The sequence below is a fragment of the Streptomyces sp. NPDC007162 genome (assembly GCF_040634175.1).
Classification (GTDB): Bacteria; Actinomycetota; Actinomycetes; order Streptomycetales; family Streptomycetaceae; genus Streptomyces.
Window position 1 is genome coordinate 1 of record NZ_JBEYFC010000200.1, and the last position, 14,639, is coordinate 14,639.

At 72.6% G+C, this 14,639-nt stretch carries 14 protein-coding genes; 4 read left to right on the forward strand and 10 right to left on the reverse strand.

Features of this window, described 5'->3' with window-relative positions:
- Positions 1–1,062: Ig-like domain-containing protein (locus tag ABZ646_RS23290; protein WP_360522043.1), on the forward strand; the 1,062-nt coding region annotated here is incomplete at its 5' end.
- Between the two features lie 197 nt (positions 1,063–1,259).
- On the opposite strand, the gene ABZ646_RS23295 is transcribed toward ABZ646_RS23290, so the two are convergent.
- Both ABZ646_RS23295 and ABZ646_RS23300 read right to left on the reverse strand, forming a co-directional pair.
- The gene (locus ABZ646_RS23295) at positions 1,260–1,586 is read right to left on the reverse strand and encodes a hypothetical protein (RefSeq protein WP_360522046.1); all 327 of its coding nucleotides are present in this window, start codon (positions 1,584–1,586) and stop codon (positions 1,260–1,262) included.
- 108 nt (positions 1,587–1,694) lie between these two features.
- Positions 1,695–2,654, reverse strand: a complete 960-nt coding sequence (locus ABZ646_RS23300; protein WP_360522049.1) for a winged helix-turn-helix transcriptional regulator — start codon at positions 2,652–2,654, stop codon at positions 1,695–1,697.
- Between the two features lie 99 nt (positions 2,655–2,753).
- Between ABZ646_RS23300 and eno the strand changes: the two genes are divergently transcribed.
- Entirely contained in the window at positions 2,754–4,037 is a 1,284-nt protein-coding gene (gene eno, locus ABZ646_RS23305) for a phosphopyruvate hydratase (protein WP_360522052.1), read from the forward strand.
- Positions 4,038–4,257: 220 nt separating this feature from the next.
- Positions 4,258–4,836 (forward strand): fasciclin domain-containing protein, encoded by a 579-nt coding sequence (locus ABZ646_RS23310; RefSeq protein ID WP_360522055.1) that lies wholly within the window; start codon positions 4,258–4,260, stop codon positions 4,834–4,836.
- Here the strand turns inward: ABZ646_RS23310 and ABZ646_RS23315 are convergent.
- The 3 genes from ABZ646_RS23315 to ABZ646_RS23325 all read right to left on the reverse strand — a co-directional run bounded on the left by ABZ646_RS23315 (position 4,800) and on the right by ABZ646_RS23325 (position 7,515).
- A complete protein-coding gene (locus tag ABZ646_RS23315; RefSeq protein ID WP_360522058.1) occupies positions 4,800–5,441 on the reverse strand; it encodes a protein kinase in 642 nt (213 codons plus the stop codon). The two genes, ABZ646_RS23310 and ABZ646_RS23315, sit on opposite strands and share 37 nt — an antisense overlap.
- A 94-nt stretch (positions 5,442–5,535) precedes the next feature.
- Positions 5,536–6,783, reverse strand: a complete 1,248-nt coding sequence (locus tag ABZ646_RS23320) for a serine hydrolase domain-containing protein (protein ID WP_360522061.1) — start codon at positions 6,781–6,783, stop codon at positions 5,536–5,538.
- A 138-nt stretch (positions 6,784–6,921) separates the two neighbouring features.
- Positions 6,922–7,515 (reverse strand): TetR/AcrR family transcriptional regulator, encoded by a 594-nt coding sequence (locus tag ABZ646_RS23325; RefSeq protein ID WP_360522064.1) that lies wholly within the window; start codon positions 7,513–7,515, stop codon positions 6,922–6,924.
- A gap of 196 nt (positions 7,516–7,711) precedes the next feature.
- On the opposite strand from ABZ646_RS23325, the gene ABZ646_RS23330 reads away from it, so the two are divergent.
- On the forward strand, positions 7,712–8,281 hold the full coding sequence (locus ABZ646_RS23330; protein WP_360522067.1) for an ATP-binding protein: 570 nt from the start codon (positions 7,712–7,714) through the stop codon (positions 8,279–8,281).
- An 18-nt stretch (positions 8,282–8,299) separates the two neighbouring features.
- On the opposite strand, the gene ABZ646_RS23335 is transcribed toward ABZ646_RS23330, so the two are convergent.
- The 5 genes from ABZ646_RS23335 to ABZ646_RS23355 form a co-directional block, all read right to left on the reverse strand.
- Complete coding sequence (locus tag ABZ646_RS23335) at positions 8,300–8,731, reverse strand: hypothetical protein (protein ID WP_360522070.1); 432 nt, start codon at positions 8,729–8,731, stop codon at positions 8,300–8,302.
- Positions 8,728–10,197: a hypothetical protein gene (locus ABZ646_RS23340; RefSeq protein ID WP_360522073.1), complete on the reverse strand. Its 1,470-nt coding sequence runs from the start codon at positions 10,195–10,197 to the stop codon at positions 8,728–8,730. The genes ABZ646_RS23335 and ABZ646_RS23340 overlap by 4 nt, the downstream gene beginning before the upstream one ends.
- A gap of 13 nt (positions 10,198–10,210) precedes the next feature.
- Positions 10,211–11,542: an OmpA family protein gene (locus ABZ646_RS23345; protein ID WP_360522076.1), complete on the reverse strand. Its 1,332-nt coding sequence runs from the start codon at positions 11,540–11,542 to the stop codon at positions 10,211–10,213.
- A complete protein-coding gene (locus tag ABZ646_RS23350; RefSeq protein WP_360522079.1) occupies positions 11,539–12,447 on the reverse strand; it encodes a hypothetical protein in 909 nt (302 codons plus the stop codon). The genes ABZ646_RS23345 and ABZ646_RS23350 overlap by 4 nt, the downstream gene beginning before the upstream one ends.
- A gap of 38 nt (positions 12,448–12,485) precedes the next feature.
- Positions 12,486–14,639: hypothetical protein (locus ABZ646_RS23355; RefSeq protein WP_360522082.1), on the reverse strand; the 2,154-nt coding region annotated here is incomplete at its 5' end.

The following is a 14,639-nucleotide window of genomic DNA, read 5'->3' on the forward strand; positions in this document are numbered from 1 at the left end:
GGCGGCGGCAGCATCAACAACCCGACCGCCACCGGGGCCGCCGGGGGCAACGCCGGCGGCACCGGCGGCGCCCCCGGCACCGCCTCCACCAACTCGCACGGCGGGAACGGCGGAGCCTTCGGCATCGGCGGGGGCGGCGGCGGCGACAGCGAGGCCAACCGCCCCGGCGGTGACGGTACCGCCAGTGGCGGCGGCGCCGGCAACGGCAGGGGAGGCGATGGCGGCGGCGCCTCGGCCACGACCGCCGGCGGTGGCGGAGGCGGCGGTGGCGGCGGGGTCGTCGGGATCGGCGCCGGCGGTGGCGGTGGCGGCTCCACCCACGGCGAGGGAGCGACCGTCACCCCCGGCGTCGGCTTCGTCCCTGGTGGTGACGGTGCTGCCGGTCACGGCGGCACCGGTGGCACCGGCCCCGTCACCGGCCCGTTCGGTACCGCCGGTGGTGGCGGTGGGGGTGGCTGGTTCGGCGGCGGTGGGGGCGCTTCGCGGGGTGGCGCGGGAGCGGGCTCCTCGTACGCTCCGACCGGCTCGGGTGCGACCGCGGGTACGGACACCACGGGCACGCCGATGCTGAAGATCACCTACACGGCGGCGCAGGCGACCACCCTGACCGCGACCCCGGCCACGTTCACCCGTACCGCCGCCACGCTGGACTTCACCGACATGACGGCCGCCCTCACCACCACCAGCGGCGGCACTCCCCTGGCCGGACAGACGGTGACCTTCACCAGCACCGGCAGCGGCACCCTGCTGTGCACCGCGACCACCGACGCCAACGGCGTGGCCACCTGCGCCACCTACACCGCCCCCGACCTCGCCACCGCCATCGCGGTCGCACTGGACCTGCGCCTCAACGGCTACACCGCCACCTTCGCCGGCACCTCCGACCTCTCCGGCAGCACCGCCCACGCCGGCGCCACCGAGATCGTCAGGCCCTGCCTCCCCGGCATGCCCTGCGACTGCGACCACGACGGCAACGGCAACGGCAACGGCGGCTACTACGGCAACGGTGGCGACCACGACCACAGCGGCTGCGAGCACGACGACAACGGCTACAGCGACTGACAGAAAACGGCACAGCCCGTCACCCGGGCTGACCCGAACCAGGCAGAGCCTCCCGGCGGTCCGGCGAACGGTTCCCACCGTCCCGCATCCCCTCCGGGAGGCTCTGCCCGTCACCACAGCGCCCGGAAGCCTCCCAGCGCGCATCCTGTTCCAGCTGTTCCAGGGCTGCCTCGCGGCACGGCCTCGGCAGCTCGCCGCTACAGCAGGTCCGGCGGCGGGAGCAGGGAGTTCCATGCGCTCAGCACCCCGCTGACGAACGCCACCAGCGAGGCCGGCAGCAGCAGGTAGAGCCCGGCGGGTCTGCCGGACGCCAGGACGGCTCCGCAGGCCACGAACAGCAGCATGACGACGATGCTGGTGTCACGGCGGTCGAAGAGTCCGGTCAGCCGTTTGTCGGCGGTGGCAGGACCGCGCCCGTGTCGCCCGATGGCCAGCAGGCTCAGGCCCCCGGCCAGCCCGGCGGCCATGAGCTCGGCACCCAGGGCCCAGTCGGCCTGGCGGGGTGCCAGCAGAACCGTGGCCATGACCAGTGGGGCGAGGAACAGTACGAGGGTCTGCGCCGCGATCGCGCGCAGTACCGGGTGGACCGGTCACGTCCTCGCGCTCCCCGCGTCGGCAGCCACAACAGGTCTTCAGGCGTTCGGGACACAGCCGACGGCGGTCGGCCCGCGACCCGGGTCCGTCGGGGCGGTGCGGGCGCAGGCTGAGGCCAGGCGCAGGGTCTCGGTGACGGCGTGCGGGGCGTCGGTGATCGGGAACAGGGCCTGGCGTACGGTCCGTTCGGCGTCGACGACCAGGATCAGCCGCTTGTGCCGGAGGCGGCCGTCGACACGGAAGACCGGCAATCGCAAGGCAGCCGTGAAGCGTTGGTCGATGTCGGACAGCAGCGGGTACGGGATCTCCTCGGCCCGCGCGAACTCCGCCTGTTCGTGCACCGTTTCGGTACTGATCCCGCGCACGTCCACGCCCGCCCGGCGGAAGTCCGGCCAGGCGTCCCGGAAAAGCCGGGTCTGCGGTGTGCGGTCCATGGCTCCCGGGACCTGGTCCCGCTCGACTCCGGGAATCGGGTCCCGCTCGGCTCCCGGGATCGGGGCCCGCTCGGCTCCCGTGCCGGGGTAGGTGAACAGCACGGTGGCGCGGGCGTCGGGGGCGAGGAGGGGCGACTCGGCTCCGGTGGCGGGGAGTCGGAGGTCCGTGGGCAGCCGGGTGCCGACGAGCGCGTGCACGCGGGTGTGTTCGGCGCCGTCCTGTGCCGCCGTCGCGGTGAGCGTGCCGTCGCCGAGCACCCACCGGTCACCCCAATCCTGCATGGCGACCAGCACCGGCACCAGCGCCTCGCCGGCGTCGGTGAGCAGGTACTCGTACCGCACCGGGCGCCGTTGGTAGAGGCTGCGTCGCAGCACTCCCTGGGCGACCAGCCGGCCGAGGCGCTCGGTGAGCACCTTCCGGGACAGGCCGAGCTCGGCGGCCAGCGCGTCGAAGCGGACGTGTCCGCGGGCGACTTCCCGCAGTACCAGCACGTTCCACCAGTCCCCGAGTACCAGGGCGGCCTGAGCCACGCCACAGGTCTCGTCCGCGTTGTGCATCCTCATGGACCCATAGTAAGTTCCCTTTCGGGACTCACTTTGTTTCTGAATGAAACTTACCGCCCGCCGGGTCCGATCCGCGGGCCCAGTGTGAGGAGTTGCACCATGACCGCCATCAGCCGGGTCGTCGCACGGGAGATCATCGACAGCCGGGGCAACCCCACTGTGGAGGTCGATGTCGAGCTCAGGGACGGTTCGCTCGGGCGGGCCGCCGTCCCGTCGGGCGCGTCCACCGGAGCCCGGGAGGCCGTGGAACTGCGCGACGGCGACCCGGCCCGCTTCCACGGCAAGGGGGTGCGGCGCGCGGTCGACGCCGTGAACGAGAGCATCGCGGACGCGGTCACCGGGCTCGACGCGGAGGACCAGGCGACCGTCGACCGTACGATGACCGAGCTGGACGGCACCGACACCAAGGCCCGCCTCGGCGCCAACGCGCTGCTCGGCGTCTCCCTGGCCACCGCCAAGGCCGCCGCGGCCGCGCACCGCCTGCCGCTGTACCGCTACGTCGGCGGGGTCGACGCCCGCCTGCTGCCCGTGCCGATGATGAACATCGTCAACGGCGGGGCGCACGCCGACAATCCGCTCGACTTCCAGGAGTTCATGATCGCCCCGATCGGTGCGGCCTCCTTCGCCGAGGCCGTCCGCATGGGCTCCGAGGTCTTCCACACCCTGCGCCGCAGCCTGCTCGCCGCCGGCCACAGCGTGAACGTCGGCGACGAGGGCGGCTTCGCCCCCGACCTGCGCACCGCCGAGGGGGCCCTCGACTTCGTCGTACGCGCCGTCGAGGAGAGCGGGTACAAGCCCGGCACCGACATCACCCTCGTCATGGACCCCGCGAGCTCGGAGTTCTTCCACGACGGGGTGTACGACTACACGGGCGAGGGCGTCCGCCGCAGCCCCGCCGAACACGCCGACCACCTCGCCACGCTCGTCGACCGCTACCCCGTCGCGTCCATCGAGGACCCGATGGCCGAGGACGACCACGCCGGCTGGCGCGACCTGACCACCCGGCTCGGCGACCGCTGCCAGCTCACCGGCGACGACGTCTTCTGCACCAACGAGACCCTGCTGCGGGCCGGCATCCGTGACGGCATCGCCAACTCGGTCCTGGTGAAGGTCAACCAGATCGGCACCCTCACCGAGACGCTGGCCACCGTCGCCACCGCGCACCGCGCCGGCTACACCGTCGTCATGTCCCACCGCTCCGGGGAGACCGAGGACACCACGATCGCCGACCTCGCCGTCGCCACCGGCTGCGGCCAGATCAAGACCGGCTCCCTCTCCCGCGCCGACCGCACCGCCAAGTACAACCAGCTCATCCGCATCGAGCAGGAGCTGGGTCCGCAGGCCCGCTACGCGGGAGCGGCGGCGCTGGGTCTGCGCCGCTGAACACCGCGGTCGGGGCTCGCCGCGACCGGGGCCGGGCGACGACCTCGAGATGCGGTGACCACACCTGCTGGATACGCTCGCTCAGTGGCCGGGTGACCATGGCCCAGGGCCGTGGCGCGGCAATCGCCCCACCCCGCCCGCGGAAACGAAGAGTTCCGCAGTCCCAGACCTCTGCAGTGTTCACGCCTCCACGCGAGGCTTCCACGGGAGGAAGGTTGCGATGAGGTTCACCCGCATGCGTACCGCGAAGGCCACGGCGGCCGCCCTGCTCGCCGTCCCGCTCACGTTCGGCGGCCTGGCGTCGCAGAGCCAGGCCCAGGACGCGTCACCCGGTCCGTCGGGGACGTTCGGTCCCGGCTGCTCGGCGCTCTCCCAGAAGGCCAGCACGGCCAAGGACAAGGTCGTGGAGGCCGCGGCCGCCTATCCCCAGCTCAGCCAGCTGGTCTCGGCCGTGGTCAGGGCGAGGCTGAACGGCACCCTCGACGGGAAACCCGCCATCACCGTCTTCGCTCCCGACGCCCAGGCCTTCCAGAAGGTGACCACGTCGCAGCTCTCCTCGCTCCTCACCAACGAGGGGCAGCTGAAGAAGGTGCTGACCTACCACGTCGTGGACAAGCAGATCACCCCGAACGAGCTCTCCAACGGCTCCTTCACGACGGTGGAGGGCGGCAAGCTGACCACGTCGGGGTCGGGCAGCAACTTCAAGGTCAACGGCAAGGCGAACATCGTCTGCGGGAACATCAAGGCCGCGAACGCCACGATCTACGTCATCGACGCGGTTCTCCAGCCACCGTCCTGACTCCCCCACCGCCACCCGGCTCCGGCAAGGACTCGGCCGCCGGGGCCGGAGCCGGGGCCAAGGTGCGAGGCGTACGCGTACGTGCCGGCGAAGCCGCGCCGTGGCTCGGTGAGCCGTTCGATCTGGGCGATGCCGAAGTCGGTGACGCGCGGTCCGTCCTCGGTCAGCAGCACGTTGGCCGGCTTGAGATCGAGGTGCACGATGCCCTGGGCGTGGACGGCGTTCAGGGCGACGGCGATGCCCGCCCCCAGCGAACGCACCAGACCGGGCTCCAACCGGCCGCAGTGCTCGACGAGTTCCTGCAACGAGGGGGCGGCCACGTACGGCACCGCCATCCACGGGGTCGCGCCCTCGGTGTCCGCCGCGATCACCGGCACGGTGAACCGTCCGTCGATGCGCTGGGCCGCCCGCACCTCGTGGGCGAAGCCCCGCTTGATCGGGGGAGCCGCCGCGAGGTGCGCGTACAGCGTCTTGACGGCGACCATCAGCCCCTCGGCGTCCTGGCACAGGTAGACCCGCCCGCAGCCGCCCCCGCCGACGCACTCCAGGACTTCGTAGGGCAGCTCCGGCGGCGGGACGGTCCCGGTCGTCGGCGACCTGTTCATCAGCGCACTCCTCGGCTGGGCGGCGGTCGCCGCCCGGAAACGCGTCCGCTGAGGCACCACGGGCAGCCGCCGAGGTGTCGGACCGGCCCCGGGGTCAGCCGCCCGCCGGGACCACGGTGCCGAAGGAGGCGGCGGCGATCCGCTGGACGTAGCGGATCTCGGTGCCGTCGAGGTTCCTGGGGTTGAGGGAGTAGACGATCTTGCGGGAGAGGTCGCGGGTGGCGAACGCACCGCTGGTGTAACCGGGGCGGGAGCCCGTCTTGCCCCAGACCACGACGCCGTCGGAGGCCTCGACCCGCATCAGGCCCATGGTCATGCAGGCCCGGCCGGCGTCGGCCTCGGTGCGGCACTGGCTGCTATGGAAACTGGGGACATCGGGGACCGTGAAGAGCTCGGCCTCCTGGGCCGGTGGCAGGAAGCGGCCGCGGAAGAGGGCGGTCATGAAACGGTCGAGGTCGCCGGCGGTGGAGATCATGCCGCCCTCGGCCCAGGGCCAGGGGCTCTGCTCGGTGACGTCCACCGGGTGCGTGGTGCCGTCCGAGGACCTGACCGTCAGGTAGCCGTGGGAGTGCGGGCTCGGCAGCCGCGGGTCGTCGGCGTCTGGGACGTAGGTGTCGTGCAGGCCGAGCGGCCGGGTTATCCGGGAGCGGACCTCGTCGGCGAAGCTGTGCCCGGTGATCTTCTCGATCAGCACACCGGCGACGTAGTAGTTCTCCCCGTTGTACTGCTGTGCGGTGCCCGGCGCGAACTGCATCGGCTGCCCCGCCATCAGGTCGATCACCCGCTGCGGGGTGAAGCTCTTGAGGCGGTTGGCGGCGAACCACTCGGGGCTCCCGTCGCCGAAGTCCGGGGTGTCGGCGCCGCGCGGCAGGCCGCTGGTGTGGTTGAGCAGCTGGCCGACCGTGACGGGCGGCAGGTCCGCGGGCAGGACGCCCGGCAGGTACCGCTGGACGGGCGCGTCCAGGTCGACCCGGTGCTCGGCGGCGAGTTGCAGCACGATCGTGGCGGTGAAGACCTTCGAGATGCTGCCGATCCGGATGTGTGCGTCGGACGGCACGCCGCGGCCGGTCTCCAGGTCGCCCACGCCCGAGGTGCCCGACCAGTGGCCCGCACGACCGGTGATCCGTAACAGCGCGCCGGTGACGTCCGCGTTCGGCAGGCCGCCGACGGCCGCCCGCAACGCGACCGGGTCAAGGCCGGGCAACGGCGCGGCGGTGGCGGCGCGGGGTGCGTCCGACGGGGTGGCGGAGGCGGACTGGGCCGCCCCCGTGGCCAGGGTGGCCAGCAGGCCGCAGCAGGCTGCCAGGGTGGTCCAACGGGTGCGGCGGGCACGGCTGTTCACGATGAGGATCTCCGAACTCGTGGTGGTCGGACCGGCGGTCGAACGGCCCGGCCACCAGTCTCGTCCGCACCGGCGGTCCGGCTCATCGGGGAACGCCCCTGAGCAGACCCTGATCAACCCCCGACACCTGATCGGGGGTCAGACCGACCAGCCCGGTTCCAGGGTGTCGAGGAGGGTGTGGAAGGCCGTCTCCGCCCGCTCCCAGTGGCCGTCCGCGAGGGGGGCGAGCAGGAGGCCCAGGGAGGCGTCCGTGAGGAGGGTGGCCTCGGTTCGCGAACGGTGCTCGGACAGGCCCAGCTCACGCAGGATCGGCGTGAGCATGTCGGTCCACTCGGTGACGATGTCGCGCATGACGGGGCCGTAGCGGTCCGGGTGGAGCACGCTGGCGCTCATCACCTCCAGGTAGAGCGGGAGTGCGGCGCGTACCTCGGGGTCGCTGAAGTTGCGCCACAGCTCCTCCAGGAAACGGCGTAGACCCTGGACGTCCGAGGGGGTGCCGACGGTGTCCAGCAGGGTCCGGGCGCGCAGGAGGGGGCGGCGGTCGTAGAGCGAGATCGCCTCGGTGATCATGCGTTCCTTGGTGCCGAAGTAGTACAGCAGCATGCGGTCACTGGTCCCCAGCGCCTGGGCCAGTGGGCGCAGCGAGAGGTCCGCGAGGCCGTTGCGCAGGACGTATGCGCGGATGCCGGCGAGCAGGGCACGCCGTTTGGCCGGGTCGGGCGGGCGGGGCATGCGGGGCTCCTGACGGTTGAGGTCCGCGAGGTGAGCGAGGCGATGAGGTGAGTGAGCGGCGGGCCACGAGGACGACCGATTGGCAACTTTTGGCGAGGTATTTACCGTAACAGCCATTACGTCTATATTTGAACGTAGCGGCCGCTACACGCACGACGTACGCCGCCCTCCGTCAGCCCTTAAGGATTGATTCGCCATGGCCACCGAAGCCCTCGCCTCTGCCGTCCCCGGGGAGGACCGGCACCTCCACGGCGCCGCTCCCTCCTGGTTCGCCAGGCAGTGGGCCCTGTGGTCGCGCATGCTCGCCCCCCTGCGGCCGTTCGACGCCCCCCGCGGCCGGGCCACCGCCTGGGACGCCTCCTGGCCCCTGGCGCGGGAGCTCACCTCGGTGCGCCGGGCCCGGCGGCTGGTGACCGCCCAGCTCGACGAGTGGGACGTGGGCGATCTCGCCGACGCCGCGGAGCTTCTCGTCAGCGAGCTGGTCACCAACGCCCTGCGCCACACGCGGGGGCCGCTCCGGCTCAACCTCCAGCTCTGCCGGGGCCGGCTGCTGTGCGAGGTCGAGGACACCGAGTCGGCCGGCCCGGTGCGCGGCGTCGCCGAACCCGACGACGAGGGCGGCCGGGGCACGGAACTCGTCGACCTCCTCGCGGACGCCTGGGGCAGCACACGGACGGCCACCGGCAAGACCGTGTGGTTCGAGCTGGGGTCCGTGGACCGGTTCCCGGCGGCTCCGGCGGCTCCGGCGGCTCCGGCGGCCGCGTGACCGGAGCCGGTGGGGGCGTCAGGACGCCGTGAGGAGGAACAGGGCCGCCGCCGTGTCGGCCAGGGCGAAGGTGCCGTAGAAGAGCCTCATGGTGCGGGAGAGGGCGACCACGCGCCAGGGGACGGGCTGCGCATAGCGTTCGACGTCCATGCTGAACACGGGGATCTGCCCGGACTCCGCTGTCAGGGAACGGTCGTACAGGGAGCGGAACAGCCTCTCCTGTTCCAGGTAGTAGGTGTCCAGCAACCAGAAACCCGAGGTCATCACCAGGGCGATCACCGCCACGGCCCATCCGGCGCCCCCCGCCGCGACGGTGACCAGCCCTCCGCTGACGGCCATGGCCCAGCCCTTGACGAGGAACGAGTTCGTGCCGAAGCGGCCGATGGTCACCTGGAGCAGTTCGAGGTGCTTCACCCTGGTCTCGTCCGGGACCCCCGACCCGGTGTTCATTCGCTTTCCCCCCTTTCAACAGGTACGTCCTTGTCGCCTTCGTCGCCTTCGTCGCCTTCGTCGCCTTCGCCGTCGGCGGCCTCGGCGTCCCCCGGCCCCTGCCACTGTCGGTTCAGTGCCGCCGAGGCCTTGTCCAGACGGTCGGAGAGGCCGTCGGGATGATGGCGCTCGAGCAGCTTCCGCGCCTCGGCGAGCAGGTCCAGCCTGATCTGCGGGCCGGGCTCGAAGCGTGCCGGCATGAGAGCACCCCGCGGAGCGCACGGGATCACGGAGATCCCTTCCACGGGCCATTCGGCCGCTCGCAGCGGGAAGTCGAACGCGCCGGCCATACCCGTGCGTGCCCGTTCCTCCACCAGGCCGGACGCCGCGTCCTCCACCTGCCTGCGGGCGTCCTGCTCCGCCCCGTCGAGCGCGGCCTTGAGCGCGAACCAGGCCGTGACATGCGCCACCAGCGCGTCGCGTGCCGCGTCGTCCAGTTCGTCGGCGGCCTTCATACGCTTGCGCAGCGCCTTCTGCGCGGTCGCGGCGCGCTCCCGCCGTTCCTTCTCCGCGTCCTGCTCCCGTTTGCGCTCGGCCTTGCGCGCCTTCTTGGTGAGCCTCACCGCCTCGGCGTCGGCCGCCGCCTCGGGATCGTGCGAGAGCAGTTTCGTGGCCACGACCGCGATGCCGAGCAGCAGCAGGAGCACCACGACGACCGGCTGGAAGAGCGCCAGATAGCTGTCGCCCGAATCCTCGGTGGCGATCAGCACCCGCACCACACCGCAGGTGACGATGAGGCCGAGGACGGCGAGGACGAACAGCCAGGGGACCACCAGCGGCCGCCACCGGTAGCGGCTGCCGTCACCGGCCGCGGCGGCCTCGCGGCCCCCGCGTACGAGGGCCATGCGCTCGGCGAGGAACGTCCCGGCGGCCAGGAGACAGACCGAGATGGCGAGGCCGGGCAGGTAGGCGAGCCAGTACTGCAGCGAGCCATGGCCGACATTCAGTATCTGCTGGACCACGGAGCCCATGAACGCCGCGTCGAAGACCGCACCGGCGGCGGTCACCGGCCAGACCAGCCGACGCCACATCCCGGCCACCCGGGGCCGCCGGGACACCTCGGGGCCGCGCTGCTCCACCGCCACGGCCGCGTCGCCGCGCACGACGGCCACGGGTGCCTCCGGGGGATCCGGCAGCGCTCCCCCGGTGCGCCTGAACCGGTCGACGGCGGCGATGGCGCCCGCCACGCGCTGTGCGGACCTGACGACGGCCGCGCAGGCGGCACCGAGGCCCGACCGGTCGTCGGTCAGAACGGAGTTGCCGGTGCTGAACGCTCGCATCAGCACGGCTCGTTCGCGGCTGTCCGTACGGTCGACCAGGCGGACGGGCGGCGTTTCCTCCGGGTCCGGCTCCCACCCGTTCGGGCAGTTCTTGGCCGCGCCCAGCACCACACCGCCCCGTGCCGTGTGGCCGTTCTCGCTGCTCATCTGTCCCCTCCCCTCATCGGACGACCGCGATGTCGACGCGGCGCTCGCACTGGAGTTCCTGTTCCGTCCCCAGGACGTCCGCCGTTCCGGGACAGCCGTCCGGGACGCCCTTGCCGACGGCGGTCACGCCCCGCACGCCGAGCCGTTCGAGCTCGTTCTTCACGGCGTCCGCGCGGGCCTGGGACAGCGTCCGGTTGTTGCCCGAACCGCCGCGCGGATCGACGTAGCCGAGAACGCGGACGCGTACCCCTGCCAGGTCCCGGACCTGGACGGCGATCCTGGCCAGCTGGGGAAGCGCGGCGGTCCGCAGGACGGCGGAGTCCGGGTCGAACAGTGCCCTGGCCCCGGCCTGCTTCCAGGTTCGCTCCGGGAACTCGACGGCCGGATCACCGGGGCGCCGCGGGGCCGCCTTGCCGCTGAGCGTGCGGGGGGCCGCGACCTCGCTCACCTTGCAGTCGGCGGACTCGGCCGGCTTCGGGTGGGCGGCCGCGCAGAGCCGCCGCCACAGGCCGTCGAGCCATGCCTCCTGTGCGGGCGAGGCCTGCGGCTCCTTGTCCGCGGTCTGCCCCAGACCCACGAACACCGTCTGCACGGAGGCCAGCGTCCTGGGTGTCACCTCCTTGTCGGCCGAGCAGCGCTGCACGATCGCGTCGGTCTCCGGGCCCCCGTCGAAACCGGCGTCGCGCAGGTCGGCACAGCCGGTCGTGGACAGGCCGTCGGTGAGGACGACCAGCCTGCGTGTCCCCTTGCTGCCCGCGAGGACGGTACTCGCCTCCCGTACGGCTCCCAGTACGTCGCTGCCGCCGCGGACGGGCACCGTGGACTGGGCCCTGGCCACCGCCCGCGCGACGCAGTCCGGCACGGAACCGGCGTGCCTGCGCCGGGTGACCTCGTTGCCGCCGGGGGCGGGTTTCGCCGCCCAGTCCGCCGCCGTCCACCGGACGTCGTGCGCGGCACCGCCGAAGGTGGCGACGGACACGGTCCCCACCCCGCGGAGCCAGTCGGGAATGCTCGCCTTGACGCCGGCGGCTTGGTCGACGCCGCCGGAGGCCGGGGTCGAGCCGCGCACCGACGACGAGACGTCGACGAGGATCACCGTGTGCCCCGACTGACCGGGGGAGGCACCGTCCGCGGTCTTCCGCATCCAGCCGCATCGGGCGGCCTCGTGGTCCGGACCCGGCGCGCAGCCGGAGAGCAGCCCGGCCACCAGCACCGGCAGGAGGAGAACGGGTGTGACGGTTCTGCTCAGGCGGCCCCGGCCCCGGCCCCGGCCCCGGCCCCGGCGCCGCGGCGCCGCGGCGAACCGCACGGCTCGGCCCGAGCGGGCCTGCTGTCCTGTCCTCACCGCTCACCGTCCGGCGGGTTGTCCCCGTTCAGGATCCAGGAGAAGGGAGTGAGTCCCATCTGCTGGGAGAAGCTGTTCAGGGCCTTGTCGTAGGCGTTGGCGAACTCGAAGAGCCCGATCTCCTCGTGGTTCTTGGTGGCCTGGTTGAGCACGTTGGCCAGGGCGACGGCGCCGGTGCGCCGCACGGTCCGCAGGGCGTCGGTCGCGGCCGCGAAGTCGCCGTCGGCGAGCGCTGCCGCGAAGGGGAGCAGGAACTGCCGCTGCACCGGCGTGAGTTCACCCGAGTGCTCAAGGCCCGCGATCACCTGGAGCCACTCCTCGGTGAGCTGCCTGGCGTGCTCCGCCCTGAGCAGTCCGACGCTCAGCTGCTCCTGCATCGCCTGGGCTTCCAGCCGGGTGGGCCGCATCCGGTCGCGCAGGGCCGGGTCTATACGGATCCGCACCGTGGGACGGCACTTGACGAGGCCGTCCTCGTCCTCGTAGCACCAGCCCTCGGACAGCTCGGAGTTGATCAGTTCCTCGGCCTTGGCCGCGTCGACGGGGTCACAGGTGCGCGCCAGCGACCAGGACCTCTTGAGGAGTTCGTCGCGTGCTTCGGCCGACAGCGCGCCGGCCCGCCTGCGCAGCTGCTCGACCGACATCTCGCGGCTGTGCCAGCGGAAGTGGGGCAGCACCTGGAACTCGAAGACGTCGCCCTCCGCCGCGAGCAGCAACGGCTCTGCGGCCGGGGCCAGTTCGGCGTACGCCTCGGGGCGGACCGGCTCCACGGAGAGCGGGGCGGGCGACTCCCATTCGGCGACGTGCTCCGAGGTCGCGCCGGTGGTCTGGTCGCGGTCGTGTTCGGGGCGGCCGCGCCACCAGTCACGCAGCCTGGCCCAGAGTCCCTTCTTGCGGGTGTTCGACACAGACGTGTCCCTTCGTACGGTCGGTCGGTGGTGTCGGATCAGACGGCGGCGAGGACGCGACGGAGGGTCGCGGAGTCCTCGTGGCGGGGCATCCAGACCCGGTTCAGGTGGAACCGGGCACGTCCCTTCAGCGGGCCGGTGAAGATGCGGGGAGCGAGGGACTCGTAGAGCGCGGCGAGGTCCTCGTTGTCCTCGCCGTCCGCGGCCGGCAGCCAGCGGGCCAGCAGGTTCCAGGCCCGGGTGGAGGTCTCCCCGGTGATCAGCGCGCGGTTGAGGAGCGTGACGAGCAACTCGGCGTGCTTGTCGTTCGCCAGGGCGAGTTCGGCGAGGGCGGGCCGGCCCGGCCGGTCCGCGCTGACCGTGTAGCGGCCCAGGGCGAGCACGGTGCGGACGGCGTGCCGCGGCAGGTACTCGTCGCGTGCCGTCGCCCAGCGGTCGAGTTCGGCCAGCACCTCCTCCACCTGGCCGGCCAGGAACAGCCAGGCGGTGGAGAAGGCGATCGAGCTGAACGCGACCTGGTCGGGCTTGCGGCCGAGTCTGCCCAGTTCGGTGAGGGTGGCCGGGACGTCCCGCAGGCCTATCGACGTTCCGTAGGCGCGGGCCGCGCTGTCCTGCAGCGCCGTCCCGGGGCTGCGGGCCCAGTCCTGCACGCGGGAGGCGACGCGATCCGCCGCACCGCCCTCCGCCGCGGCCATCTCCAGTGCCAGAGCGGCACACACGCGGCGCACCCCGGAGTCGGACCTGGCCCACCGGCCGACACGGCGCTGGTAGACGAAGTCGAAGTCGTGGCCCATGAGGAGGCCGACCAGCTGGGCGACCCTGACCCGGACGCGCTCCCGGCCGGGACCGCGTCCGCCGACCAGCAGGTCGAGCCAGTCCAGGAGGGGTACGCGCAGTCGGCTGTAGGCGTCCCAGGTGCTCTCCAGCATGGTGTGCAGCAGCTGGTCGTGCACCAGCAGCGCCTGCCGGAAGGCGTTCCGGGCATCGGCCGCGGCGGCCTCGGAGGCCCTCATCTCCTGGGGCACGAGCCGGTTGATGTTCTGCTCGGCCATGTGGTGGACCAGGTCCTCCTCCGCGATGCCGAAGTGGGGCAGCATGATCCGGCTGAGCAGGTCGCCCGCCTCGACGATGTCGGACAGCGGGTGTCCGTTGAAGAGCGCGTAGGTGATCCGGAAGGCCTGGTGCTGGGGGGCCGGTACGCCGTTCTCGTCCCGTCCGGCGTCCAGCCCGAGCATCTCCCTGGCCAGCAGGCGCAGCCAGTCGCGCCATCGGCCGATGACGTCCCCGAGGTCCTCGTCCGGGGCGTGGATGTTCTCCGCGAGGACGCGGGCCAGCTGGACGACCCCGGTCACCGAGCGGGCGAGGCCCAGGGTGCTCCGCAACTGTTCGTCGCCGGTCACCCGGTCGAGGAACCGTGCCGTGCTGTCCGCGTCGCACCGCTGTCCGCCGTCCTCCTCGTCGCGCCGGCAGTGCAGCCGGTGGCGGGTCACCAGGGCCTTGAGGTGGGCTTCGAGCACCAGCAGGGAGTCGGGCCCGGGGTGTTCGAAGACAGGGACGTCGCCGGCCGTGCCGGGGAAGCCGGTCTGCGGACCGGTGACGACCAGGTACGCGTGCGCCCGCTCCATCACCTGGGCCAGGCGCTCCAGCGTCTTCGCGGTGACCGGCCAGGCACCCGTCTCCACCAGGTATCCGTGCCCCTCCTCCAGCACGTCGTCCGCCTGTTCGCAGACGCCCAGGACGACGTCGGCGTCCTCGCGGTAGAGGGCGCTGACCGCGTACCGGGGCCGGCTCCACCGGGTGAGGACGGCCGTCGCGGTGGCCCTGCGCCCGGTGCCCTCCTCCCCGCACAGCACGATGACGCGGTGTTGTTCGAGGCTGCTCTCCAGCTCGGCCTGTCCGGCGACCGCGACATAGGTCGCCGTGACGACGTCCTCGCGGAAGGGGACCGCCTGCACGAGGGTCTTCTGCGGAGCGCCGTCCCCGCTGTAGTTGCTCTCGATGTAGACGGCGGTCGAGCCCACGCCGACCGCGCCGCGGTGGGCCTTGATGAGGCTGTGCCGTGCCCGGACGGCGCTGGACTCCTCGAAGGAGGCCTGCTGTTCGGGCGCGGACCTGCCGTCGGACTCGGCCGCGGGGTCCTGCGCGCCGGCCCGCCCGCCGTCCGGCTCGGCCGCTGCCCCGCCGGCCGCCGG